Source organism: Oceanotoga teriensis, assembly GCF_003148465.1.
In the GTDB taxonomy this organism is placed as follows: Bacteria; Thermotogota; Thermotogae; order Petrotogales; family Petrotogaceae; genus Oceanotoga; species Oceanotoga teriensis.
This window is the reverse complement of record NZ_QGGI01000001.1, coordinates 164244-182905: the sequence shown is the minus strand read 5'-3', so window position 1 is coordinate 182905 and position 18662 is coordinate 164244. Positions and strand designations below refer to the sequence as shown.

The window sequence follows — 18662 nt, the reverse complement described above, 5'->3', positions numbered from 1 at the left end:
ATAGCCCGGTTTTGCCTTTTGAGGAGGTATATATATGAAAAAAGTTTTTTTTAGTATTTTTTTAATCATTGTATCTTTATCTTTTTCTTCGTATAATATAAATTTATATAATATTCCAAGTACTTCAGATGATTTTTATTTTAATATTGGTATTGGAAGTGAAGATTTAAAAGATATTAATGCTAAAGTTTCTTTCAATGATTTACATAGATCTTTTATTACACAAAAAATTTTTTTTAGAGAGGTTAAAATTAAGACAGGTGAAAGATTATTTTCTGCTTTTTTAAATATTCCAATTTATAATTCAAATTTTGTTTTTGGATATGAAATGAGATCTTCTAATGATTTATTAGGTATTATTAAGAGTAATAGTTTTTCAAGAACAGAGGTATTTACTGGTGGTTTTCATGAATATTCATACAGTTTTAATAAAATTTTAGTCCCTGGATATTTTAAAGGTGGATTAAGTTTAATATCTTTTGATGAAATAAATTCGTATAGATTTGATGGGTATTCAGATAAATATTTTAAATTACCAATTACTTTAGGCTTTAGAAACGATACTTTTGTAAGTGGTATTAAAATAGATACTTTGGATAAATATTACACAAATTTTTTAGGAATAGGTTTTGGAATAAATAATTTAAATATATATCCATATATATTTAGTTATTATGGGTTTGAATTTTTAAACCATGATTTTGAAATTTCTTTAAATGCCGTTTTTAAAGAGCCTCTGGACTATGAAATTTATTTAATAGATAAAGATTTTGATTTACCATTAATAATTTATTTTTCTTCAAATGGAGGAGGAATATTTTTTGAACTCTAATGATCTGGCGCTTTATTTTCATATTCCATTTTGTAAATCAAAATGTTTATATTGTGATTATCCATCTACTACAAATATATCAATGCAAAAAGAGTATTTTAATTGTTTAAAAAAAGAAATTTTGTTAAGAAAAAATTTTCTATTGAAAAATTCTATTAAAACGGTTTATTTTGGTGGTGGTACACCAAATTATGTAAAATCGTTTTATATTAAAGAAGTAATGGATTTTTTAAAAGATAATTTTTTGGGAACTTTTGAAGAAATTACTATGGAAATGAATCCTGGTATTTTGAATGAGAAAGATTTAGAAGTATATAAATCAGCTGGTATAAATAGAATTTCTTTAGGAGTTCAGAGTGTTGATAAAAATATTTTGAAATTAGTTAATAGACCTTATTATCCAGAAACCATATCTGATAATATTTATTTATTGAGAAATTTTTTTGATAATATAAGTTTTGATTTTATAATGGGTTTACCAGAAGATAATTTGAATGTAGTTAAAAGTAATTTGAATTTTATAAAGTTACATAGACCAGAACATATTTCTTATTATGTTTATGATAGCGATCATGATTCTTTATTAGAAAAAATGAAACAAAAATTTTTAATGCCAGAGGATGATTTTTTTGATGAGGGGCTTGATTTCATATATTCAAAATTAAATGAATTTGATTATAAACGTTATGAGATTTCAAGCTGGGCAATTTTTGACAAAGAGTCGTATCATAATAAGTTTTATTGGCGAAATTTGAATTATATCGGATTTGGCATTTCTGCTGGTGGGTATTATAATAGAAACAGATATGTAAATGAGAAAAATATTTCACGGTATATGAATAAATTAAATTCTGAAGAACTTCCTGAAGAATATTCAGTCAAAAATAGTTTTTTTGATGATTTTAAAGAGACTTTATTTATGGGATTACGCTTATTTGAAGGAATTGATTTACGAGAATTAAAAAAGCGTTATGAATGTATAGATGTTGACAAATACATAGATTATTTGATTGGAAATTTTTCTGCTTTTTTTGATAAAAATGAGAAATTAAAATTAAATGAAAATGGTTTTAATCATTCCAGATATGTATTTTTGAAGATAGTAGAAATGGAGGAATAGAATGGAATTAAAAGATAGAGTATCAAAATATCTTGAGAGTATTGATTTTGAAAATGTAATAAAAAGTCCAAGAGAATCTTGGGATGATTATTTTATGAGAGTTTCTTTTTTGGTAAGTGAAAGATCGAGTTGTTTACACAGACAAGTTGGGGCTATTATTGTTAAAGATAAAAGAATTTTAGCAACAGGTTATAATCAGCCTCCTTCAGGATTTCCTCATTGTAAAGATATAGGGTGTATAAGAGATGCACTTGAAATAAAGAGTGGAGAACATCAAGAAGTATGTTTCGGTTTGCATGCTGAACAAAATGCTTTGATGCAAGCTGCTAAATTTGGTATTAAAACGGATAATTCTATAATATATGTAACTCATCAACCTTGTTCTGTTTGTGCAAGGCTTATAATAAATGCTGGAATAGGAAAAGTTATTTTTAAAAATCCTTATCCAGATAATTTAACGAAATTATTTTTTAAGAAATGTAATATTGAAACTAAGATAATGAATTAATTTCTTTTTTCAAATAAAATAATTGGAGGTGCATCAATGCCATCAGAAAAATACTTTAACTATTTGAGAAAAGACAGAATGACACATGTATGGTGTCCTGGCTGTGGTAATGGTATAGTTATGAAATCTTTTTTAGAAGCGGCAAATAATCTTGGATTGGACAAGAATAAAGTTGCCGTTGTATCGGGAATAGGTTGTTCTTCAAGGGTAACAGGTTATCTCGATTTTAATACTATGCATACTTTACATGGTAGATCAATTGCTTTTGCTACTGGTGTTAAATTAGCAAGACCGGATCTTGATGTTATTGTTATGGGTGGAGATGGAGATATGCTTGCTATTGGTGGTAATCATTTTATTCATGCTTGTAGAAGAAATCTTGATATAACTGTGGTTATATTTAATAATTCTATCTACGGAATGACAGGTGGTCAATATTCTCCTACAACCCCGAGTGATTCATTGGCATCAACCGCACCTTATGGAAATATTGAAAATCAATTTGATCCTGTACAACTCGCAATTGCTTCTGGTGCAACATATGTTGCAAGATCTACCGTCTATCATTTTTTACAAACTGCTAAATTTATTGAAAAAGGAATCAAACATAAAGGTATTTCTATTATTGAAGTAATAAGTAATTGTCATACTTATTTTGGAAGATATAATAGTATGCCTAAACCTGCTCAACTTCATCAGTATTTTAAAGATAATACTATTTCTATTTCAAAATCTAAAGATATGTCAAAAGAAGAATTAAAAGGAAAAATTGTGATGGGTGAATTTATAAACGAAGATAAAGCAGGGTATCTTGAATATTATGAGAAGATGAGAGAATCTGTTGTTAATGGAGGTGTTAAATGATGAATCTTTCTATTTCAACTCCAAAAGCAATAAGATTTTCAGGTGAAGCAGGTCAAGGTAATATTTTGATGGGAATGGTCTTAGCGCAAGCTTTGATGAAAGAAGGGTATTGGGTTGTTCAAACTCAACATTTTGGAGCACAGGTTAGAGGTGGATTGGCTTATTGTGATGTTTTATTTGATGAAGAACAGATAGATTATCCGAAATCAGATACTTTTGATGTCATTTATATAATGCATGAACTTGGACTTCCTCATCTTCAATTTTTGAAGAAAAATGGAGTTGTTTTTTATGATGATGAATTTGTAAATCAAATTCCACAAACTGCTAATAGAATAACAAAAAAAATATTAAAAGTTTCACCTTCTAAACTCGCTTATACTGAATTAAAACATTTAAATGTTGCTAATATGGTAGGATTAGGTATGCTTGCAAAAGTTACAAATATAGTTTCTATAGATGCTTTAATCGAAACTATGAAAGAAAATGTAAAAGAAAGTTATCATGAACTCGATGAAAGTGCTTTGAAATTAGGATATAATTCTATAGATAAGACTTATAAGTTGAAAAATAAACATTTAGTGACGAGACTGGGAAGAGGATATGAATAATTGAAAAGATTTATTAATAGCGTGAAATATGCAGCTAAAGGTTTATCAGAAATTTTTAACACTCAAAATAATTTTAGAATTCAAATATTTATAGGACTTTTAGTTTTATTTATTTCTCTTTTTTTGAATTTAACTGGTATAGAATTTTTATGGATAGCTTTTGCTGTTATGATCGTTTTATTAATGGAAAGTTTAAATACGGTAATTGAAAAGATAATGGATTTTATAAATCCTGAATATAATCATATAGTCGGAAAAATAAAAGATATATCGGCTGCAATAGTTTTAATTGCAGCCGTATTTTCTGTTGTGATTGGTGTAATTATTTTTGGAAGGGCTATTTTCAACTTGAGTCCAAAATATGGTATAATTATAGCGATAATTTTCCTGGTCATTATTGTTCTTTTTTCTAAGAGGAGGTAGCAATATGGATAAAATTAAGGTTCTTATAGTTGATGATTCTGCTTTTATGAGAATGGTTTTAAAAGATATAATTGATAAACAACCAAACATGAAGGTAATTGGTATGGCCAGAGATGGACTTGAGGCTGTAGAAAAAGCAGTGAATTTAAAACCAGATATAATTACATTAGATGTTGAAATGCCTAAGTTAAATGGTCTCGAAGCATTAAAAATAATAATGAAAAAGTATCCAACAAGAGTTATTATGGTTAGTAGTCTTACTTCAGAAGGGGCTTCTATTACAATAGAATGTCTGGAAAATGGTGCTGTTGATTTTATTCAGAAACCTGCTGGAAGTACGTCATGGACATTTAGACAGGTGCAAGATGATTTATTAAAAAAGATTAATGATGTGTTTAAAATTTCTGTGGATAATTTAAAAATTCAGAGTAGGCCAACTAAAAAAATAACAACAACTAAAAATTTATCTAAAGATAAAATACTTCTTATCGCAAGTTCAACTGGTGGTCCAAGATCTCTTGATAAAGTTATTCCTGTTTTGCCAGGTAATTTAAATATTCCCGTTGTTGTTGTTCAACATATGCCGGCAGGATTTACAAAATCTCTTGCCGATAGATTGAATAGAATTTCAGAATTAACAGTCAAAGAAGCTGAAGAAGGAGATATTTTAGAAAAAAATCATGTATATATTGCTCCTGGTAATTTTCATCTTGGGTTAAAAAAAGAGTTTAATAGTGTTAAATTATTTTTGGATTCATCGGATAAGATAAATAATGTTAGACCGGCTGCAGATTTTACATTTGATCTTGCTGCAGAAATTTTTAAATCTAATTCTATATGTGTTGTACTTACAGGTATGGGAAGAGATGGTGCAAAAGGAGCTTTTAAGATAAACCATTTAGGCGGTAAAGTAATTGCTGAAGCTAAAGAAACCTGTGTAGTATATGGAATGCCTAAGGCGGTTGTTGAAGATGGTTATGCTGATTATGTTTTAGCAAATGATAAAATTGCTCAGAAAGTTGTAGATATTTTGGAGGGTAATTGATGAAAAAATGTTTTATTATTATTTTTATAGCTGTTTTTTTGAGTGGCTTTTCAAATGATTTCAATCAAATTTTTTACATTAGTGAAAATTTTGAAAGTGAAGATTTTATTTCTCTAAATCTTTTAGAAAAAACTAAGGATTATTTTGAATATGAAATTAAATCTGGTGATACATTACTTTCTATATCTAATAATTTTTTTACAAAAATACAAGATATTATGATTTATAATAAAATAGAAGATTCTTCTAAAATTTATATAGGTCAGATTATTAGAATACCTTATGATATAGTTGATTTCGAAGTAAAATAAACCTTAATATATAGGTGATTTAATGAAAAGATTATTTTTAACTATTTTATTAATTATTATTGGAACATTTATGTTTTCAAAAAATGTTTTTTTACAATGGAGACCTATGGAAAATGAGTATTATTTTGAACAAAATGGAATTACTTATATTGATTTTAAATATATAGCTCATAAATTAAACAAAGAATTTAAAATTGAAAACGATTCTTTAATTTATCTCAAATCTGAAAAATCTAAAACTTTTATATTTTTAAATGAAAAAGTTGCAGTTGTAGATCAAGATGAGGTTATAAAGATTAATGATGAAGAATTTATAGTAAATGAAAATAATATTTATACCACAGCGAATATAATTTCAAAACTTTTAAACTTAGAATTATTAGAGTCTTCTGTTGCTTATTATTTAAATATTCCTTTATCAAATATAAATTCTATAAATACTTATTTTACTGAAGATACCGCAAAAACAGAAATTGATCTTTCTGAGGAAGCCATTGTTGAAGTATATTCATTGGTTAATTCTATGGGATATCTTATTAAAATTAAGGGAGCAGAACTTCCAAATTCTTATTATTATAAAGAATTTAATTCTAAAATAAGATATATTAAAGCTTATCATTACTCTCAGACTGAAGTTTGGGTAAAAATACTTTTTAGAAGTAAAGCTAAAATGAAAAAAACTATCAAAGATAAAAAAATTGTTATGGAATTTAAATTTGATGAAGTTGATATGCCGGTTCTTGTAATAGATCCAGGACATGGAGGATGGGATCCTGGAATGATAGGGCCAAATTCAACAAAAGAAAAAGATTTTACTTTAAAAGTTGCAAAAGAAGTTTTAAATTTGCTTGCAGAATATGATATAGATGTATATTTAACAAGAGAAAAAGATGAATATATTGGTCTCTATGAAAGGGCAGCTTATTCTAATGATAAAAATGCTGACTTATTTTTAAGCATTCATTTAAATTCTTTTCCAGACATTCCTTCGGTTAGGGGAAGTGAAGTTTATTATTATGATTTTTCCAGTGCTAAGTATAGAAGTCTTATAACTTGGAAAATGAAATATGATTCAAAGAAAGATAAAGCAACCATAGATGATTGGGTATCGGTAAAAAAAGATTCTATAAAAGAAAGTAAAAAATTTGCAATTGAATTAGAAAATAATTTATTGGATAAAGATTTTAAGAGTAGAGGAACTAAACCAGAAACTTATGCTGTCTTGTCTTATACAAGATCACCTGCAGTTTTATTTGAACTTGAATTTTTGAGTAATCCAGATGTAGAAAAGAAATTTTTAAATGGAGATTATGTAGATGATTTTGCTGAAATTATAAAAAAGTCGATATTAGATTATTTCAATATAAAAGAGGCCAATTAAAATGGCCTCTTATTTTCTAAAATATATTAATAAATCAATATCTCCATAGTTTCTAATTTCGTCTAATTCTAAATTTAAAGGTGTATAATTATAATTTTCTCTTTTAGATTTTTCTATTATGATATAAGCACCATCTATTAAAATTTCAGAATTATTGTCTATTACTTTTAAAAATTCTTCTACAAAACCAAGATTAAATGGTGGATCTGCAAATATCATATCATATTTTTGATTGTTTTTTTTTAGTTCGGGAATTATGGTTCTAAAATCACCTTTGATGACATTTATCTCATTTTCTATACCAAGTTTTTTTGAATTATTTTTTATGATATTTACAGATTTAGATGATTGTTCTATTATGGTGGAACTTTTAGCATAATTACTTATAGCTTCAAATGAAAAAGAACCACTTCCACCAAATACTTCCAATAAATTATAATCAGATATTTCAAATATATTTATTAGAGTTCTTCTCAATTGTGAAGGCGTGTATCGAGTTTTTTTCGAAGGAACCGTATCAAATGAACTACCTTTTAAATATCCAGTTTCTATTTTTAGCATTTTTTACACCTCAAATTGCCTTTATTAATTCTGTTGAGTTTTTAAATCTCATCTTTATTTCTTGAATTATTTTTTTATCATCAAGAATATTGTCTTGTTCAATATATTTTTTTACTTCTTCTATTATTTTTAAATCTTCTGTTATATCTATGAATTTAAAATCAGGTATACCATGTTGCTGAGTTCCAAAAAATTTTCCAGGACCTCTCCATTTTAAGTCTATTTCAGATACTTTAAAACCATCATTGTTAGCTGAAAATTGAGTTAATTTTGTTTTTGTTTCTTTTGAAATGTTTGAAGATGTTGTTAAAAAACAATAAGATTGTTTACTACTTCTTCCAACTCTTCCTCTTAATTGATGTAATTGAGATAAACCAAATCTATCAGCATGTTCTATAACCATAACTGTTGCATCAGGGATATCAACTCCAACTTCTATTACTGTGGTTGATACGAGTATATTTATTTCTTTTTTTGAAAATTTTTCCATGATTTCATTTTTTTCAACCGATTTCATCTTTCCATGGAGAAGTCCTACATTATAATCTGAAAAAATCTTTGATATTTGTTCATGCATATCTTTTGCATTTTTTAAATCTATAGCTTCAGATTCTTCTATTAAAGGATATATAAAAAAAGCTTGGTTTTCTTTTTTTAATTCATCTTTTATAAAATCATATATGTTTTTTAAATTATTGTCGCTGTTTAAAATAGTTTTTACTTTTTTCCTCCCTGAGGGCATTTCATCGATTATACTTACATCTAAATCACCATAAAGAGTTAAAGCTAAAGTTCTTGGAATTGGAGTTGCAGTCATTACAAGAATATCTGGAGATGATCCTTTTTGAATTAAAGATAATCTTTGATTTACTCCAAATCTATGTTGTTCATCTATTATTATTAGTCCTAATTTTTTAAATTCCACATCATTTTGTATTATTGCATGAGTTCCGATTATTAAATCAATTTCACCATTTTTTAATTTATCTTTTATTTCTTTTTTTTCTTTTTCTTTAGTTTCACCAATTAATAATTCAGTTTTTATATTTATTTTTTCAAGGTTTAATTTTATTTTTTGATATTGTTGCTTTGCTAACACTGAAGTTGGAACCATTAAAGCAGATTGAAAGCCTGCTTCAAAATTATCTATTATGCTTATTTCAGCAACCGCAGTTTTACCTGATCCAACATCTCCTTGTAATAATCGATTCATTGGAGATTCTTTTTTCATATCTTCTCTAATTTCTATATGAGCACGTTTTTGAGCATTTGTAAGTTTAAAATTTAAATTGTTAATATATATTTTTGATAATTCACCATTAATATTCTTCGAGTATCCTTTTAAATGTTTTTTAATTTTTTTCTTAGAATTTAATATAGCATATTCAAACAAAAATATTTCTTCATATTTAAAAGTTATTAGAGATTTTTTTATATGATAAGAACTTTTTGGTTCATGTATTCCCGTTAATCTTTGATTTATATTTAAAAGATTAAATGTTTTTATAAATTTATCAGGTAAAAATTCTTCAAGATAATATATTTGAGGATTTATTTGTTTCATTATTTTTCTCATTATATTTTGAGATATACCTGAAGTTAAAGGATATATAGGTATTATCTTATTTTGTAAATTATTTTTATTTTCAAGTATTTGAAAATCGGGACTCTTCATTTGTTTTTGTCCAAAGTTATATTCAGCTTTTCCATAAAAAGCACATATTGTATCTTTTTTTAAGTAGTTTTTTATATAATCTTGATTAAAAAAAGATATTGTCATTATTCCAGTTCCATCGTTTATGGAAAAATTTATTATTTTTAAACCTTTATTTATATTTACTTCATCCATATTTGCTACTTTCCCAACAATTAAAGCTGTTTCACCATCTGATATATTATAAATAGTTTTCACTTTTCTTCTATCTTCCCAATCTCTTGGCGCAGTATAAAGAGCATCATATATGTTTTCTATGTTTAAATTTTTTAATAAATTACCTCTTTTAGTACCGACATGTTTTATATATTTTATATCTGTGAATAAATTTAATTTATTTTCTTTAATATTGGTTGTTTGAGATATCAAATACTTATTTTTTAAGTCTATTAAAGAAGTTTTTAAATTGTTTAATCTTTTTGTTTGTCTTTCTGGAGGAAGCATATTTAAAGGTTTTACATAGGATAGAATTTTTTTCATATCTTCAATCATATTAAATTTTTTTAATTCTTTGTAGGATTCTCTTGCAAGTGAATTAAAACTGGGAAATATTTCTTCCCAGTTTTTCATATTTTTTTCTTTTAAAGTTATTATGTATTCCATTGATTCTATAATTTCTTCTACATGTTTCATATTATTTCTTTTTCCTCTCCATAAACAGCTAATCCTACAACTTCTGGTCCACTATGGCAAACTATTGTTGGCCATAGTCTTCCTCTTATGATTTCTTTTGGCTCAATATTTATTTTTTTGAGTTCTTCATTAAACATTTCAAATGCAGTGTTCATATGTTCAATATTTTTTTCATCACCATAAGTTATGTATACTTTTACATTATGAGGTCTTTTCTTTATGAACTCAATGGCGTTATTTACCATTGTATTATACATTTTTTTAAGACCTCTTACCTTCGCAATTGGGGCTATAAATCCATCTTCAACACCTAATATTGGTTTTATGTTTAATAGAGTTCCAGCAAGTCCTTGGGCTTTACCTATTCTACCATTTTTTATTAAATATTTTAAAGTAGGAACCGAAAATTGCATATATGAAGATTTTTTTATTTCAGGTAACAAATTTAAAACTTCCTCATAAGTTTTTCCTGAATTTATGAGTTCTATACATTTAATAGCTACTAAGTTTGCTCCAATAGAAACATTTTCAGTATCAATTATTTTAATATTTAGTCCTTCAATCATTTCTTTTGCCATATGACAAGTGTTTATCAATCCAGACATTTTTGAAGAAAAATGTATATCTATTACTTCAGTATAACCTTTTTCTTTCAGTTTTTTATAATTTTCAACTATTTCTCCTATTGAAGGATGGGTTGTATGAAATTCTTCAGATGATTGTATTATTTTATAAAATTCATCCTTTTTTATGTCTTCATTTTCAGTAAAAGTTTTATCATCAATAACTATTTTCATTCCCATAAATTCTAAATTATTATCTTCTATTTGTTTATCTGTCATGGCACATCCGGAATCAACCATTATTGCTTTAGACATTATTTTTCCTCCTCAATGGTAAGTTTACCGTTTTTTCTATATACTTTATAACCGTTTAATGTTATAGATTCTATTTCATCAGTTAAAACATATTTTCTAGCAATTAATATGCTTTGAGAGTCTATATAATATTTTAGGAAATTGTCTTGTGAAATATCATTTAAATATGAAATTTTATTATATACACCAAAAACTATTAAAAACCACAATAATGAAAATAACATTAAAAAAATGCTAATTTTATATATTTTTATCACCCGATTTTTCTTTTGAAATATTCATAATTATCTAAGAATTCTTTTATTCTGCTTTCATATCTTTCTAGATAAGAATTTTTTATTTCATTTTTTTCTTCTTTATTTTTATAAAAATTATATACATCATTATATGAATTTATTATATTTTTTGTGATATCTTCTCTTATTTGAGTATCTGGTATTTGTAAATAAAGTTCTATAAAAAGTTTTAAAGATTTGTCTGGAATTCCTCTATCTTTTTTTGCCATATAATAATTCGCTTTTCCTTCTTTTTTAGATATATTGTATAGATTATTAAGTATTTCATCACTTGGTATTATACCCATTAAATTTATTGAAAGATATGAGTATTCAAAATATACATTCTCCCACTCTGGAAATCTATTCCAGCCACCTGGAATTATAGAAATTGATTTTTCATTCCAATAAATAAAATTTTTATAATCTTCCTTTATCTTATTTTGTAGTTCAATTTTCAATTTTTCATTATTTGTGTTTTTTTCTATGTTATCATATAATTTTATTATATTATAATATAATTTTGATATTAATCTATAAGAATTTTTTTCATTAAATGATAAAAAAGCACTTTCTAAATAATTTATTTGATCATAAAACATCTGGATATTTAATAATATATTTTTTTCATTAGTTGTTGTAGAAATATTATATAGATTAGAAACATCTTTTCTTATAGGATTTGATATTGGAAAAAGATCTTCTTGACCTTTAAAGTCTTTTACAATATATTTATATTCAGAAGTATTTCCTTCAAATATATCATTTAAATCTTTTGTGTTTAATATTTCTTCTAATCTAAATTCTGAAACAGAAAATAGTTGAGCAAGATAAAATTGAGATTTTCCAAAATTATTATTAAAATCTAATGATTTTAAAAAGTACTCAAAAGCTTTTTTATAAGATTGATGAGCTTTTTCTTTGTACTCGATTTGTAAGTTTTTATATTTTTTTAAACCTTCATTTAATTCATCAATTTGTTTTTTTAAAGAATTAAATTCTGAAGAAAAAGGATTCATATTTTTTATATAGTCTTGCCCTTTTTTTATTTCATTTTCATATTGAGTTATTTGCTGTGGAATTTGAGATTGATAAATTTCTATATAGTAATTCATTTTTGTGTTTTCGGCATCTCCAAGTTTAAAATATGCTTCAGACATGGTATCTTTATATTTGAAAAACACTGAAAATGCGGTTATTATTACTAATATGGTATATATAATTTTTGGATTAAATTTTAGTATTTTATTTGAATTACTAAATTGTTTTGACATTGCTATTGAGAATATAAAAAGAGCTATTAATATATTTGGTTGCATATGTAAAGCAAATTCAGTTGCAGCATGTATTATTATTATACTTGCTATCCAACCAAAAAGTGAAATCATGATCTTTTTTTCAAATTCAATATCAGATCTTAAAATTTTAAAGTATCTCATTAAAAGAGTAATTATCAATAAAGAAATGGACATTATCCCCAATAATCCGGTTTCTCCAAGGACTTGTAAATAATCATTGTGGGCCCTTTTAAAATTGTTCCAAGCATAATAGTATTTTTCAGGATTTTTAGCTTGTATTTCTTCCATATATTTTATTGAATATACTGGATATGTGCCTATTCCTCCACCTATAATTTTATTGAGAGGATAATCTTTATCTTTAAATTGTTCAATAGAAACCATCCAAGAAAGATTTCTTTCATCCCAAGATGATTTTGAAGACATTGCTGAAAATCTTGAGATGGCATTTACTTCACCAGATTTATTAAACATAGTATTTGTATTAAACATTATAAATAGAAATACTAAAATGAATATCAGTAAAAATATTTTGATCCAGAAATCTTTACTAATTAAATATTTTTTATAATCAAGATCTTTTTTAGATATTAATAGTGATAAAATGAAAAATATTAAACCTACAGTGAATCCCAAATATACAGATCTCGTTTGGGCAAATAAAACTACCCAAAAAGATAAAAATATATTTATGTATAAATATATTTTTTGATATAATTTTGAATTTGGTTTTAATATAAAATATATTGATAGTGGTATTGTTTGAGCTAAATAATCTGATACAAAATTAGGATTACCTATAGTTGTTCTTAAGGTTATTCTTTGTGAAGGATCTCCTATTTTACCAAAAAATAAGTCAAATCCTAAAAATTTATTTAATAATCCATCTATTGCAAGTATTGTACCAGTTATTATAAAAGCCATCAAAGCGTATTCAATATATTTAAAGTTTTTTCCAAATGAATTTGTTATAGATAATGAAATTCCTATTATTACAAATATATATAAAGATACATTTAAAGAATAATTTATGTATGAAGGGTTTTGAATTTGTACTGATATTAAAGATAATAAAGAAGAGAATCCAAATAGTAAGAAGAATAAATGAGTATATGAAAAGTTTAATTTTTCATCATTTTTTTTAAATATAAAATATGAAAATAATATAAATGAAAATACACTGAAGACTAAGTTTTTTTGAGTTGAAAATTCGTAAACAAAATTTGGAATCATTAAAAATGGTATTAATAATATCATTAAAATAAATATTGATATTTCTTTATCTTTTTTTAAATTTTGCAAAACAAACCCTCCTAATTTATTTTTTTATCATAATAATATTACCATATTTTTATTAAAAAAACAATAAAAAAAAGGCCTTATAAAGGCCTTTATGAGTGAATTATAGAATTCACTAAAATTTTCCGGGGACAGAACACTTCAGGAGGGAGGGTAACCATCTTGAGTGTTCTGTATTTTCATTATACAAGAAAAGAAAAATTTTTCAAAGCTTTAAATAATTGATTTTAAAGTTATATAACCTTATATAGAGAGTTTATTTATATTTAATGAAAAAAATTTCATATTTTTATTTATTTAATATGAAAGTGAAAATTTTTGTATTATCTACTAAATTAGGATATTTTAAACCTTCTGAAAATAATGGAACATTACTCATAGTATGACCATATGTTGACCATGAGAACCCAGCTTTTTTTTGCATAGTATCAAGATATTTTCTTATCAATGGAGAATTGTAAGTATAATCTTTTGAATTTTTAGTTTCATTATATTCTTTTTCTAAACCTTTAATGTTTACTTCTTTTATAAAATCATCATAATTATTTGTATTTTTAATTGTATTGGCAATTTTTTCATAAGAAAATTTTTGGTCTTCAATTTTAGAAATACTTAAAAAACCATCACCAAGAGATAATCCGCCAGTTTCATGATCAGAAGTAAAAATTATTAAAGTTTCATTTTTATGTTTATTATAAAAATTTAAAGCTGTTTCTAAAGTTGAGTCTAGTTCTAACATTTCATATATCATTGTTTTTATATCATGTGCATGTGAAGCATGATCTATTCTTGCACCTTCGATGAGTATAAAGAAATTATCATTTGAAAATTTTTTTAATGCGTATTCTAATCCAGGTTTCAAATAATTTGTTTTTGAATCTATTGCAAAAGGAACATTTGAATAATTAGTTAGTATTAATTCTTGTTCTTCTGAAGGAATTTGTTTTAAACTGTTATTATATCTGAAATTCGAATTTTTTATTTTGTCATTATCAAAAAATGCAGTTCCTCCACCAATTGCGAGATCTATATTACTTTTTAAAAGTTGATCAGCTATTTCTTTATGATTTTTTCTATTAGAGGTTCTTGCATATAATCCAGCAGGTGTTGCATCAGTAATAGAAGATTTGGTTATTATACCTATTTTATATCCGGAATCTTTTAAATGATAGGTTATTGGAGAAATTTTTTTTCCTTCTTTATCTATATTTATCTGTTCATTATAGGTTTTTTCAAATGACATCATAGCAGTTATTGCAGCTGCTGAATCTGTTACAGTATTTAAAGAATTAGTTTTTAAAGTTGATAAATTTTCTAATTTGTATAAATTTAAATTTGTTTCATTATTTTTTTCTAAATATGTTTGAGATATAGAAATATGATTAAATCCCATTCCATCACCAATAAAAAAGAATATGTATTTATATGAAAAAGTAAATATATTTATTAAAATAATAAATAATAATATTATGTTTTTTTTAATAATAATCACCTCATTAGTTATTTAAAAGTCTAATATTTCTCCTGGATTTAAATTCAAAAATTTTTTTCCAAGAGACTCTACTTTACTTTTGAATAGATTTTTATCAGCTCTAATAATATCCCAAGTGTTAAAATGCATTGGAATTACAAATTTTGGGTTAATAATTTCTACGGCTTTGATAGCATCATCTATATCCATAACATAATTTCCGCCTATTGGTAATAAAGCTATATCTATATTTTCTGTTTTTAATAAGTGCATTTCCATACTTAAACCTGTATCACCAGCATGATATATTTTTTTGTTTTCTATTTCAATCAAATATCCACACGGGTTTCCTGCATATATTATTTCATTTCCGTCTATTATTGATGAACCATGAAGAGCCGAAGTCATTTTTACCTTTCCAAATTCAAATTTATAACTACCACCTATATGCATTGGATGTATATTTTGCAATCCAACTTTTTGTAAATATAATGCAATCTCAAAATTACATATTATTTTAGCATTTGTTTTTTTTGCAAGATATATACTATCTCCAATATGATCATCATGTCCATGTGTAATTAAAATATAATCTATTTTTTCAAAATCATCTTTATTTTTTTTAGCCTGAGTATTTCCTGTTATAAATGGATCTATTATTATATTTTTGATTGATTGAATATAAAATGCTGAATGACCTATATTTTCAATTTTCATTTTTACATCCCCTTATCCAAGTACTATACTTTGATATATATAAAAAATATACATTAAAATAAAAATAAATCCAAGAGGTCTTCCTACTTTTTTCTTTTTAGATAATAAAGTACCAAACAATAAAATTATTGCAAGTATTAATGAATAAAAAGCATCAAAAGTCAATCCTCTATCAGGTTTTATATCATTTATTAAAGAAGAAATTCCAACTATTGTTAATATGTTAAATATATTTGATCCTATAATATTACCTAAAAGGATGTCATTAGAACCTTTTTTTGAAGCTGCGATTGCCGTTACGAGTTCTGGAAGAGATGTTCCTACTGCAACTATTGTTACTCCAATTAAAGATTCTGATATTCCTATTATTCTTGCAAGTTTTATGGAATTGTTTACAGTTAAGTCTCCACCAATTGCCAACATAATAATACCTATTGAACTTAATAAAATTATTTTTGTCCATCCCATTTCATCATTTTCATCATCTTTTATATCTTCTAATAATTGATTTTGAACTTCTTTATCATTTTTTGCCATCATATATAAATAAATAATAAAAATTAATAAAAAAGATATTAATATTAGTCCATCAAATCTACTTATAACACTTGAATCTTCAATTATCATAGAAAAAATTACGGTTGAAATTATTATTAAAAAAGGCATTTCAAATTTCATGGTTGATTTTCCCATTGGAGCTGGTTTTATTAAAACTGCCATTCCAAGTATTAAAGCTATATTGGATACATTAGATCCTAAGACATTACCAAGAGCTATTCCAGAATTATTTAAAGATGCACTTATACCGACCACTAATTCAGGGGCACTTGTTCCAAAAGCTACAAGTGTAAGACCAGTAAAAAGTTCAGAAACTCCCAGTTTTTTTGAAAATCCTAAAGCTCCTTCGATTAATACATCAGCACCCTTTGCCAATAATATTAATCCGAATAATATAAGAAATAAATTAAGCATTAAAAATCACCCCGAATAATTATTTGATAGAATTCTTCATCATTTAATTTATTATAATTATTTAATATGTAATTTAAAAAATTAAAAGTTTTATTTTTTGAATAATTCATAAGTTCTAAAAAATTTAATGTTTTTTTACCATATGGTTCAACATAAAAATTTAATGTTTTTAAATTTATTTCGTTGTTATAAGCCATTTCATCGAATTGTTTTAATTTTAATAGCGAAACAGATTCAGCAATAATTTCTGGCCATTCATCGTTTAATGAACTTTTTTTTACAATTCCGGGAAAATAATAATGAGTCAATTCATGATATATATCTTTCTTTGAATTTACTATGTATATATTTGGCATTATATTAAAAGATCTTTTGAATGGTTGATATAATATATAAATATTATCTTTGAATTTAGGAAGATATGAATAAAAATTTTCAATCAGAGGTATTTCATCATATATCCATTTTTTATTGGTATAAAAATTTTTATTTGATTTCATATCATATTTTGAATTATATATGAATAAAGCTGAATTTATGTTTTTTTGTTTCTGTATTATTTTTTCCCCATATTGTAATCTTAAAAAAGAGTTTTTAATGTTTATTATATTAATTGGTTTTATTTTTTCTTGTGTATAAAAAATAAAATTTTTTTCTTTGAAATTTTCTGTTTCATAATCAAAAGTAAATATTTTAGTGAAGCCAGTGCTATATATTTTTATTGTATCATTTTTTTGAATAGTTATAGTTACTGGAATTAATAATAGATAAACAATTAAAAATACTATTATTAATTTAAGTATTTTATTTTTTTTCAATATTTACACTTCTTTTCTTCTTTAAATTTATAAATAAAATTAAACCTATTATAAAAAGTACAATACTTATTAATACATTCTGTTTTATATTTCCTATATATAGACTATCCGTTCTTAAAAGTTCAATATTACCTCTAATTATTGAATATAACATCATATAAAGAGCTGTTACTTCACCAAATTTCTCTCTTTTATTTCTAATATAATATAAAAGAATTAAGAAAATTATAAGATCAAAAAAAGATTCATATAAAAATGTTGGATGAAAAAATTCAAATTTTTCATAACCTGGCATTCTATTTTGAGGTTCTACAAACATTTTCCATGGAAGATTTGTTGGAGTACCATATGCTTCATTATTAAAAAAGTTTCCCCATCTTCCAATAGCTTGAGATAAAGGCAATACATGTGTAAATAGATCTGTTCCTTGTAAAAATTTTATAGAAGAGTTTTTTTTGAATTTGGTATATAAATAAGTTGATAAAATAGCACCTAATATAGCTCCATGTATGGCCATTCCACCATGATATGTTTTTAATATTTCTGAGGGGTTTTTTGAAAAATAATCGAGATTAAATAATACATAATATAATCTTGCACTTATCACAGATACTACTATTCCTATTATTATTGCATTTATCAAATCATCTTCAAGTATTTTTTCTCTTCTGGATTGTTTTAAAGCAATTAAAGTAGCTATTAAAATAGAGGAAGAAATTAATAAACCATACCATTTTATGCTTATGCTACCCAATGTAAAAATAGTATCATTATAAGAAATATTACCCTTGAATCGCGGTGGTAATAATGTAATACAAGCAACAATAAAAATAGTTAGGGTGCTTATAGACATTATTTTAAAATATTTATCTTTGTGCACAAAATATCCCTCCTTAACACTTGATTTTTATTTTTTTTAGTATTATAATTA

At 24.8% G+C, this 18662-nt stretch carries 18 protein-coding genes; 9 read left to right on the top strand and 9 right to left on the bottom strand.

What is annotated here, in order from left to right; all coding sequences use genetic code 11:
• The first annotated feature begins 34 nt into the window (after window positions 1-34).
• Genes C7380_RS00940 through C7380_RS00900 form a run of 9 tightly spaced genes read left to right on the top strand, consistent with a single transcriptional unit; the run spans window position 35 to window position 7095 of the window.
• A complete protein-coding gene (locus C7380_RS00940; protein ID WP_109603601.1) occupies window positions 35-832 on the top strand; it encodes a hypothetical protein in 798 nt (265 codons plus the stop codon).
• Window positions 822-1952, top strand: coding sequence for a radical SAM family heme chaperone HemW (gene hemW, locus C7380_RS00935; protein WP_158274734.1), 1131 nt, complete (start codon window positions 822-824; stop codon window positions 1950-1952). The genes C7380_RS00940 and hemW overlap by 11 nt, the downstream gene beginning before the upstream one ends.
• 1 nt (window position 1953) lies before the next feature.
• Complete coding sequence (locus C7380_RS00930; protein ID WP_109603599.1) at window positions 1954-2460, top strand: deoxycytidylate deaminase; 507 nt, start codon at window positions 1954-1956, stop codon at window positions 2458-2460.
• Between the two features lie 36 nt (window positions 2461-2496).
• A complete protein-coding gene (locus C7380_RS00925; protein ID WP_109603598.1) occupies window positions 2497-3324 on the top strand; it encodes a 2-oxoacid:ferredoxin oxidoreductase subunit beta in 828 nt (275 codons plus the stop codon).
• Window positions 3321-3935: a 2-oxoacid:ferredoxin oxidoreductase subunit gamma family protein gene (locus C7380_RS00920; RefSeq protein ID WP_240597461.1), complete on the top strand. Its 615-nt coding sequence runs from the start codon at window positions 3321-3323 to the stop codon at window positions 3933-3935. Before C7380_RS00925 ends, C7380_RS00920 begins: the two co-directional genes overlap by 4 nt.
• Entirely contained in the window at window positions 3936-4358 is a 423-nt protein-coding gene (locus C7380_RS00915) for a diacylglycerol kinase family protein (protein WP_109603597.1), read from the top strand.
• 4 nt (window positions 4359-4362) lie between these two features.
• Window positions 4363-5403 carry a protein-glutamate methylesterase/protein-glutamine glutaminase gene (locus C7380_RS00910; protein WP_109603596.1) on the top strand — a complete coding sequence of 347 codons (1041 nt, stop codon included), beginning with the start codon at window positions 4363-4365 and terminating at the stop codon, window positions 5401-5403.
• A complete protein-coding gene (locus C7380_RS00905) occupies window positions 5403-5714 on the top strand; it encodes a LysM peptidoglycan-binding domain-containing protein (protein ID WP_109603595.1) in 312 nt (103 codons plus the stop codon). The genes C7380_RS00910 and C7380_RS00905 overlap by 1 nt, the downstream gene beginning before the upstream one ends.
• Window positions 5715-5736: 22 nt before the next feature.
• Window positions 5737-7095: an N-acetylmuramoyl-L-alanine amidase family protein gene (locus C7380_RS00900; RefSeq protein ID WP_109603594.1), complete on the top strand. Its 1359-nt coding sequence runs from the start codon at window positions 5737-5739 to the stop codon at window positions 7093-7095.
• Window positions 7096-7104: 9 nt separating this feature from the next.
• Here C7380_RS00900 and rsmD read toward each other — a convergent pair whose 3' ends face one another.
• The 9 genes from rsmD to lgt all read right to left on the bottom strand — a co-directional run bounded on the left by rsmD (window position 7105) and on the right by lgt (window position 18611).
• On the bottom strand, window positions 7105-7656 hold the full coding sequence (rsmD, locus tag C7380_RS00895) for a 16S rRNA (guanine(966)-N(2))-methyltransferase RsmD (protein ID WP_109603593.1): 552 nt from the start codon (window positions 7654-7656) through the stop codon (window positions 7105-7107).
• A gap of 10 nt (window positions 7657-7666) precedes the next feature.
• A complete protein-coding gene (gene recG / locus C7380_RS00890; protein WP_109603592.1) occupies window positions 7667-10003 on the bottom strand; it encodes an ATP-dependent DNA helicase RecG in 2337 nt (778 codons plus the stop codon).
• Window positions 10000-10881 carry a DegV family protein gene (locus C7380_RS00885; RefSeq protein WP_109603591.1) on the bottom strand — a complete coding sequence of 294 codons (882 nt, stop codon included), beginning with the start codon at window positions 10879-10881 and terminating at the stop codon, window positions 10000-10002. The genes recG and C7380_RS00885 overlap by 4 nt, the downstream gene beginning before the upstream one ends.
• A 253-nt stretch (window positions 10882-11134) precedes the next feature.
• Window positions 11135-13756, bottom strand: coding sequence for an O-antigen ligase family protein (locus tag C7380_RS00875; RefSeq protein ID WP_109603589.1), 2622 nt, complete (start codon window positions 13754-13756; stop codon window positions 11135-11137).
• Window positions 13757-14042: 286 nt separating this feature from the next.
• Entirely contained in the window at window positions 14043-15245 is a 1203-nt protein-coding gene (locus tag C7380_RS00870) for an alkaline phosphatase (RefSeq protein WP_109603588.1), read from the bottom strand.
• Between the two features lie 12 nt (window positions 15246-15257).
• Window positions 15258-15941, bottom strand: coding sequence for a metal-dependent hydrolase (locus C7380_RS00865; protein ID WP_109603587.1), 684 nt, complete (start codon window positions 15939-15941; stop codon window positions 15258-15260).
• 12 nt (window positions 15942-15953) lie between these two features.
• Window positions 15954-16913 (bottom strand): calcium/sodium antiporter, encoded by a 960-nt coding sequence (locus tag C7380_RS00860; protein WP_109603586.1) that lies wholly within the window; start codon window positions 16911-16913, stop codon window positions 15954-15956.
• Window positions 16913-17731 (bottom strand): hypothetical protein, encoded by an 819-nt coding sequence (locus C7380_RS00855; RefSeq protein WP_109603585.1) that lies wholly within the window; start codon window positions 17729-17731, stop codon window positions 16913-16915. The genes C7380_RS00860 and C7380_RS00855 overlap by 1 nt, the downstream gene beginning before the upstream one ends.
• Complete coding sequence (lgt, locus tag C7380_RS00850) at window positions 17718-18611, bottom strand: prolipoprotein diacylglyceryl transferase (RefSeq protein ID WP_240597459.1); 894 nt, start codon at window positions 18609-18611, stop codon at window positions 17718-17720. Before lgt ends, C7380_RS00855 begins: the two co-directional genes overlap by 14 nt.
• Window positions 18612-18662 lie beyond the last annotated feature (51 nt).

Excerpts from the sequence above, each read along its gene's own strand:
- C7380_RS00940 (WP_109603601.1), top strand. The coding sequence starts at position 35 with ATGAAAAAAGTTTTTTTTAGTATTTTTTTAATCATTGTATCTTTATCT.
- C7380_RS00930 (WP_109603599.1), top strand. The coding sequence starts at position 1,954 with ATGGAATTAAAAGATAGAGTATCAAAATATCTTGAGAGTATTGATTTT.
- C7380_RS00925 (WP_109603598.1), top strand. The coding sequence starts at position 2,497 with ATGCCATCAGAAAAATACTTTAACTATTTGAGAAAAGACAGAATGACA.
- C7380_RS00920 (WP_240597461.1), top strand. The coding sequence starts at position 3,321 with ATGATGAATCTTTCTATTTCAACTCCAAAAGCAATAAGATTTTCAGGT.
- C7380_RS00910 (WP_109603596.1), top strand. The coding sequence starts at position 4,363 with ATGGATAAAATTAAGGTTCTTATAGTTGATGATTCTGCTTTTATGAGA.
- C7380_RS00905 (WP_109603595.1), top strand. The coding sequence starts at position 5,403 with ATGAAAAAATGTTTTATTATTATTTTTATAGCTGTTTTTTTGAGTGGC.
- C7380_RS00900 (WP_109603594.1), top strand. The coding sequence starts at position 5,737 with ATGAAAAGATTATTTTTAACTATTTTATTAATTATTATTGGAACATTT.
- rsmD (WP_109603593.1), bottom strand. The coding sequence starts at position 7,656 with ATGCTAAAAATAGAAACTGGATATTTAAAAGGTAGTTCATTTGATACG.
- recG (WP_109603592.1), bottom strand. The coding sequence starts at position 10,003 with ATGAAACATGTAGAAGAAATTATAGAATCAATGGAATACATAATAACT.
- C7380_RS00885 (WP_109603591.1), bottom strand. The coding sequence starts at position 10,881 with ATGTCTAAAGCAATAATGGTTGATTCCGGATGTGCCATGACAGATAAA.
- C7380_RS00865 (WP_109603587.1), bottom strand. The coding sequence starts at position 15,941 with ATGAAAATTGAAAATATAGGTCATTCAGCATTTTATATTCAATCAATC.
- C7380_RS00860 (WP_109603586.1), bottom strand. The coding sequence starts at position 16,913 with ATGCTTAATTTATTTCTTATATTATTCGGATTAATATTATTGGCAAAG.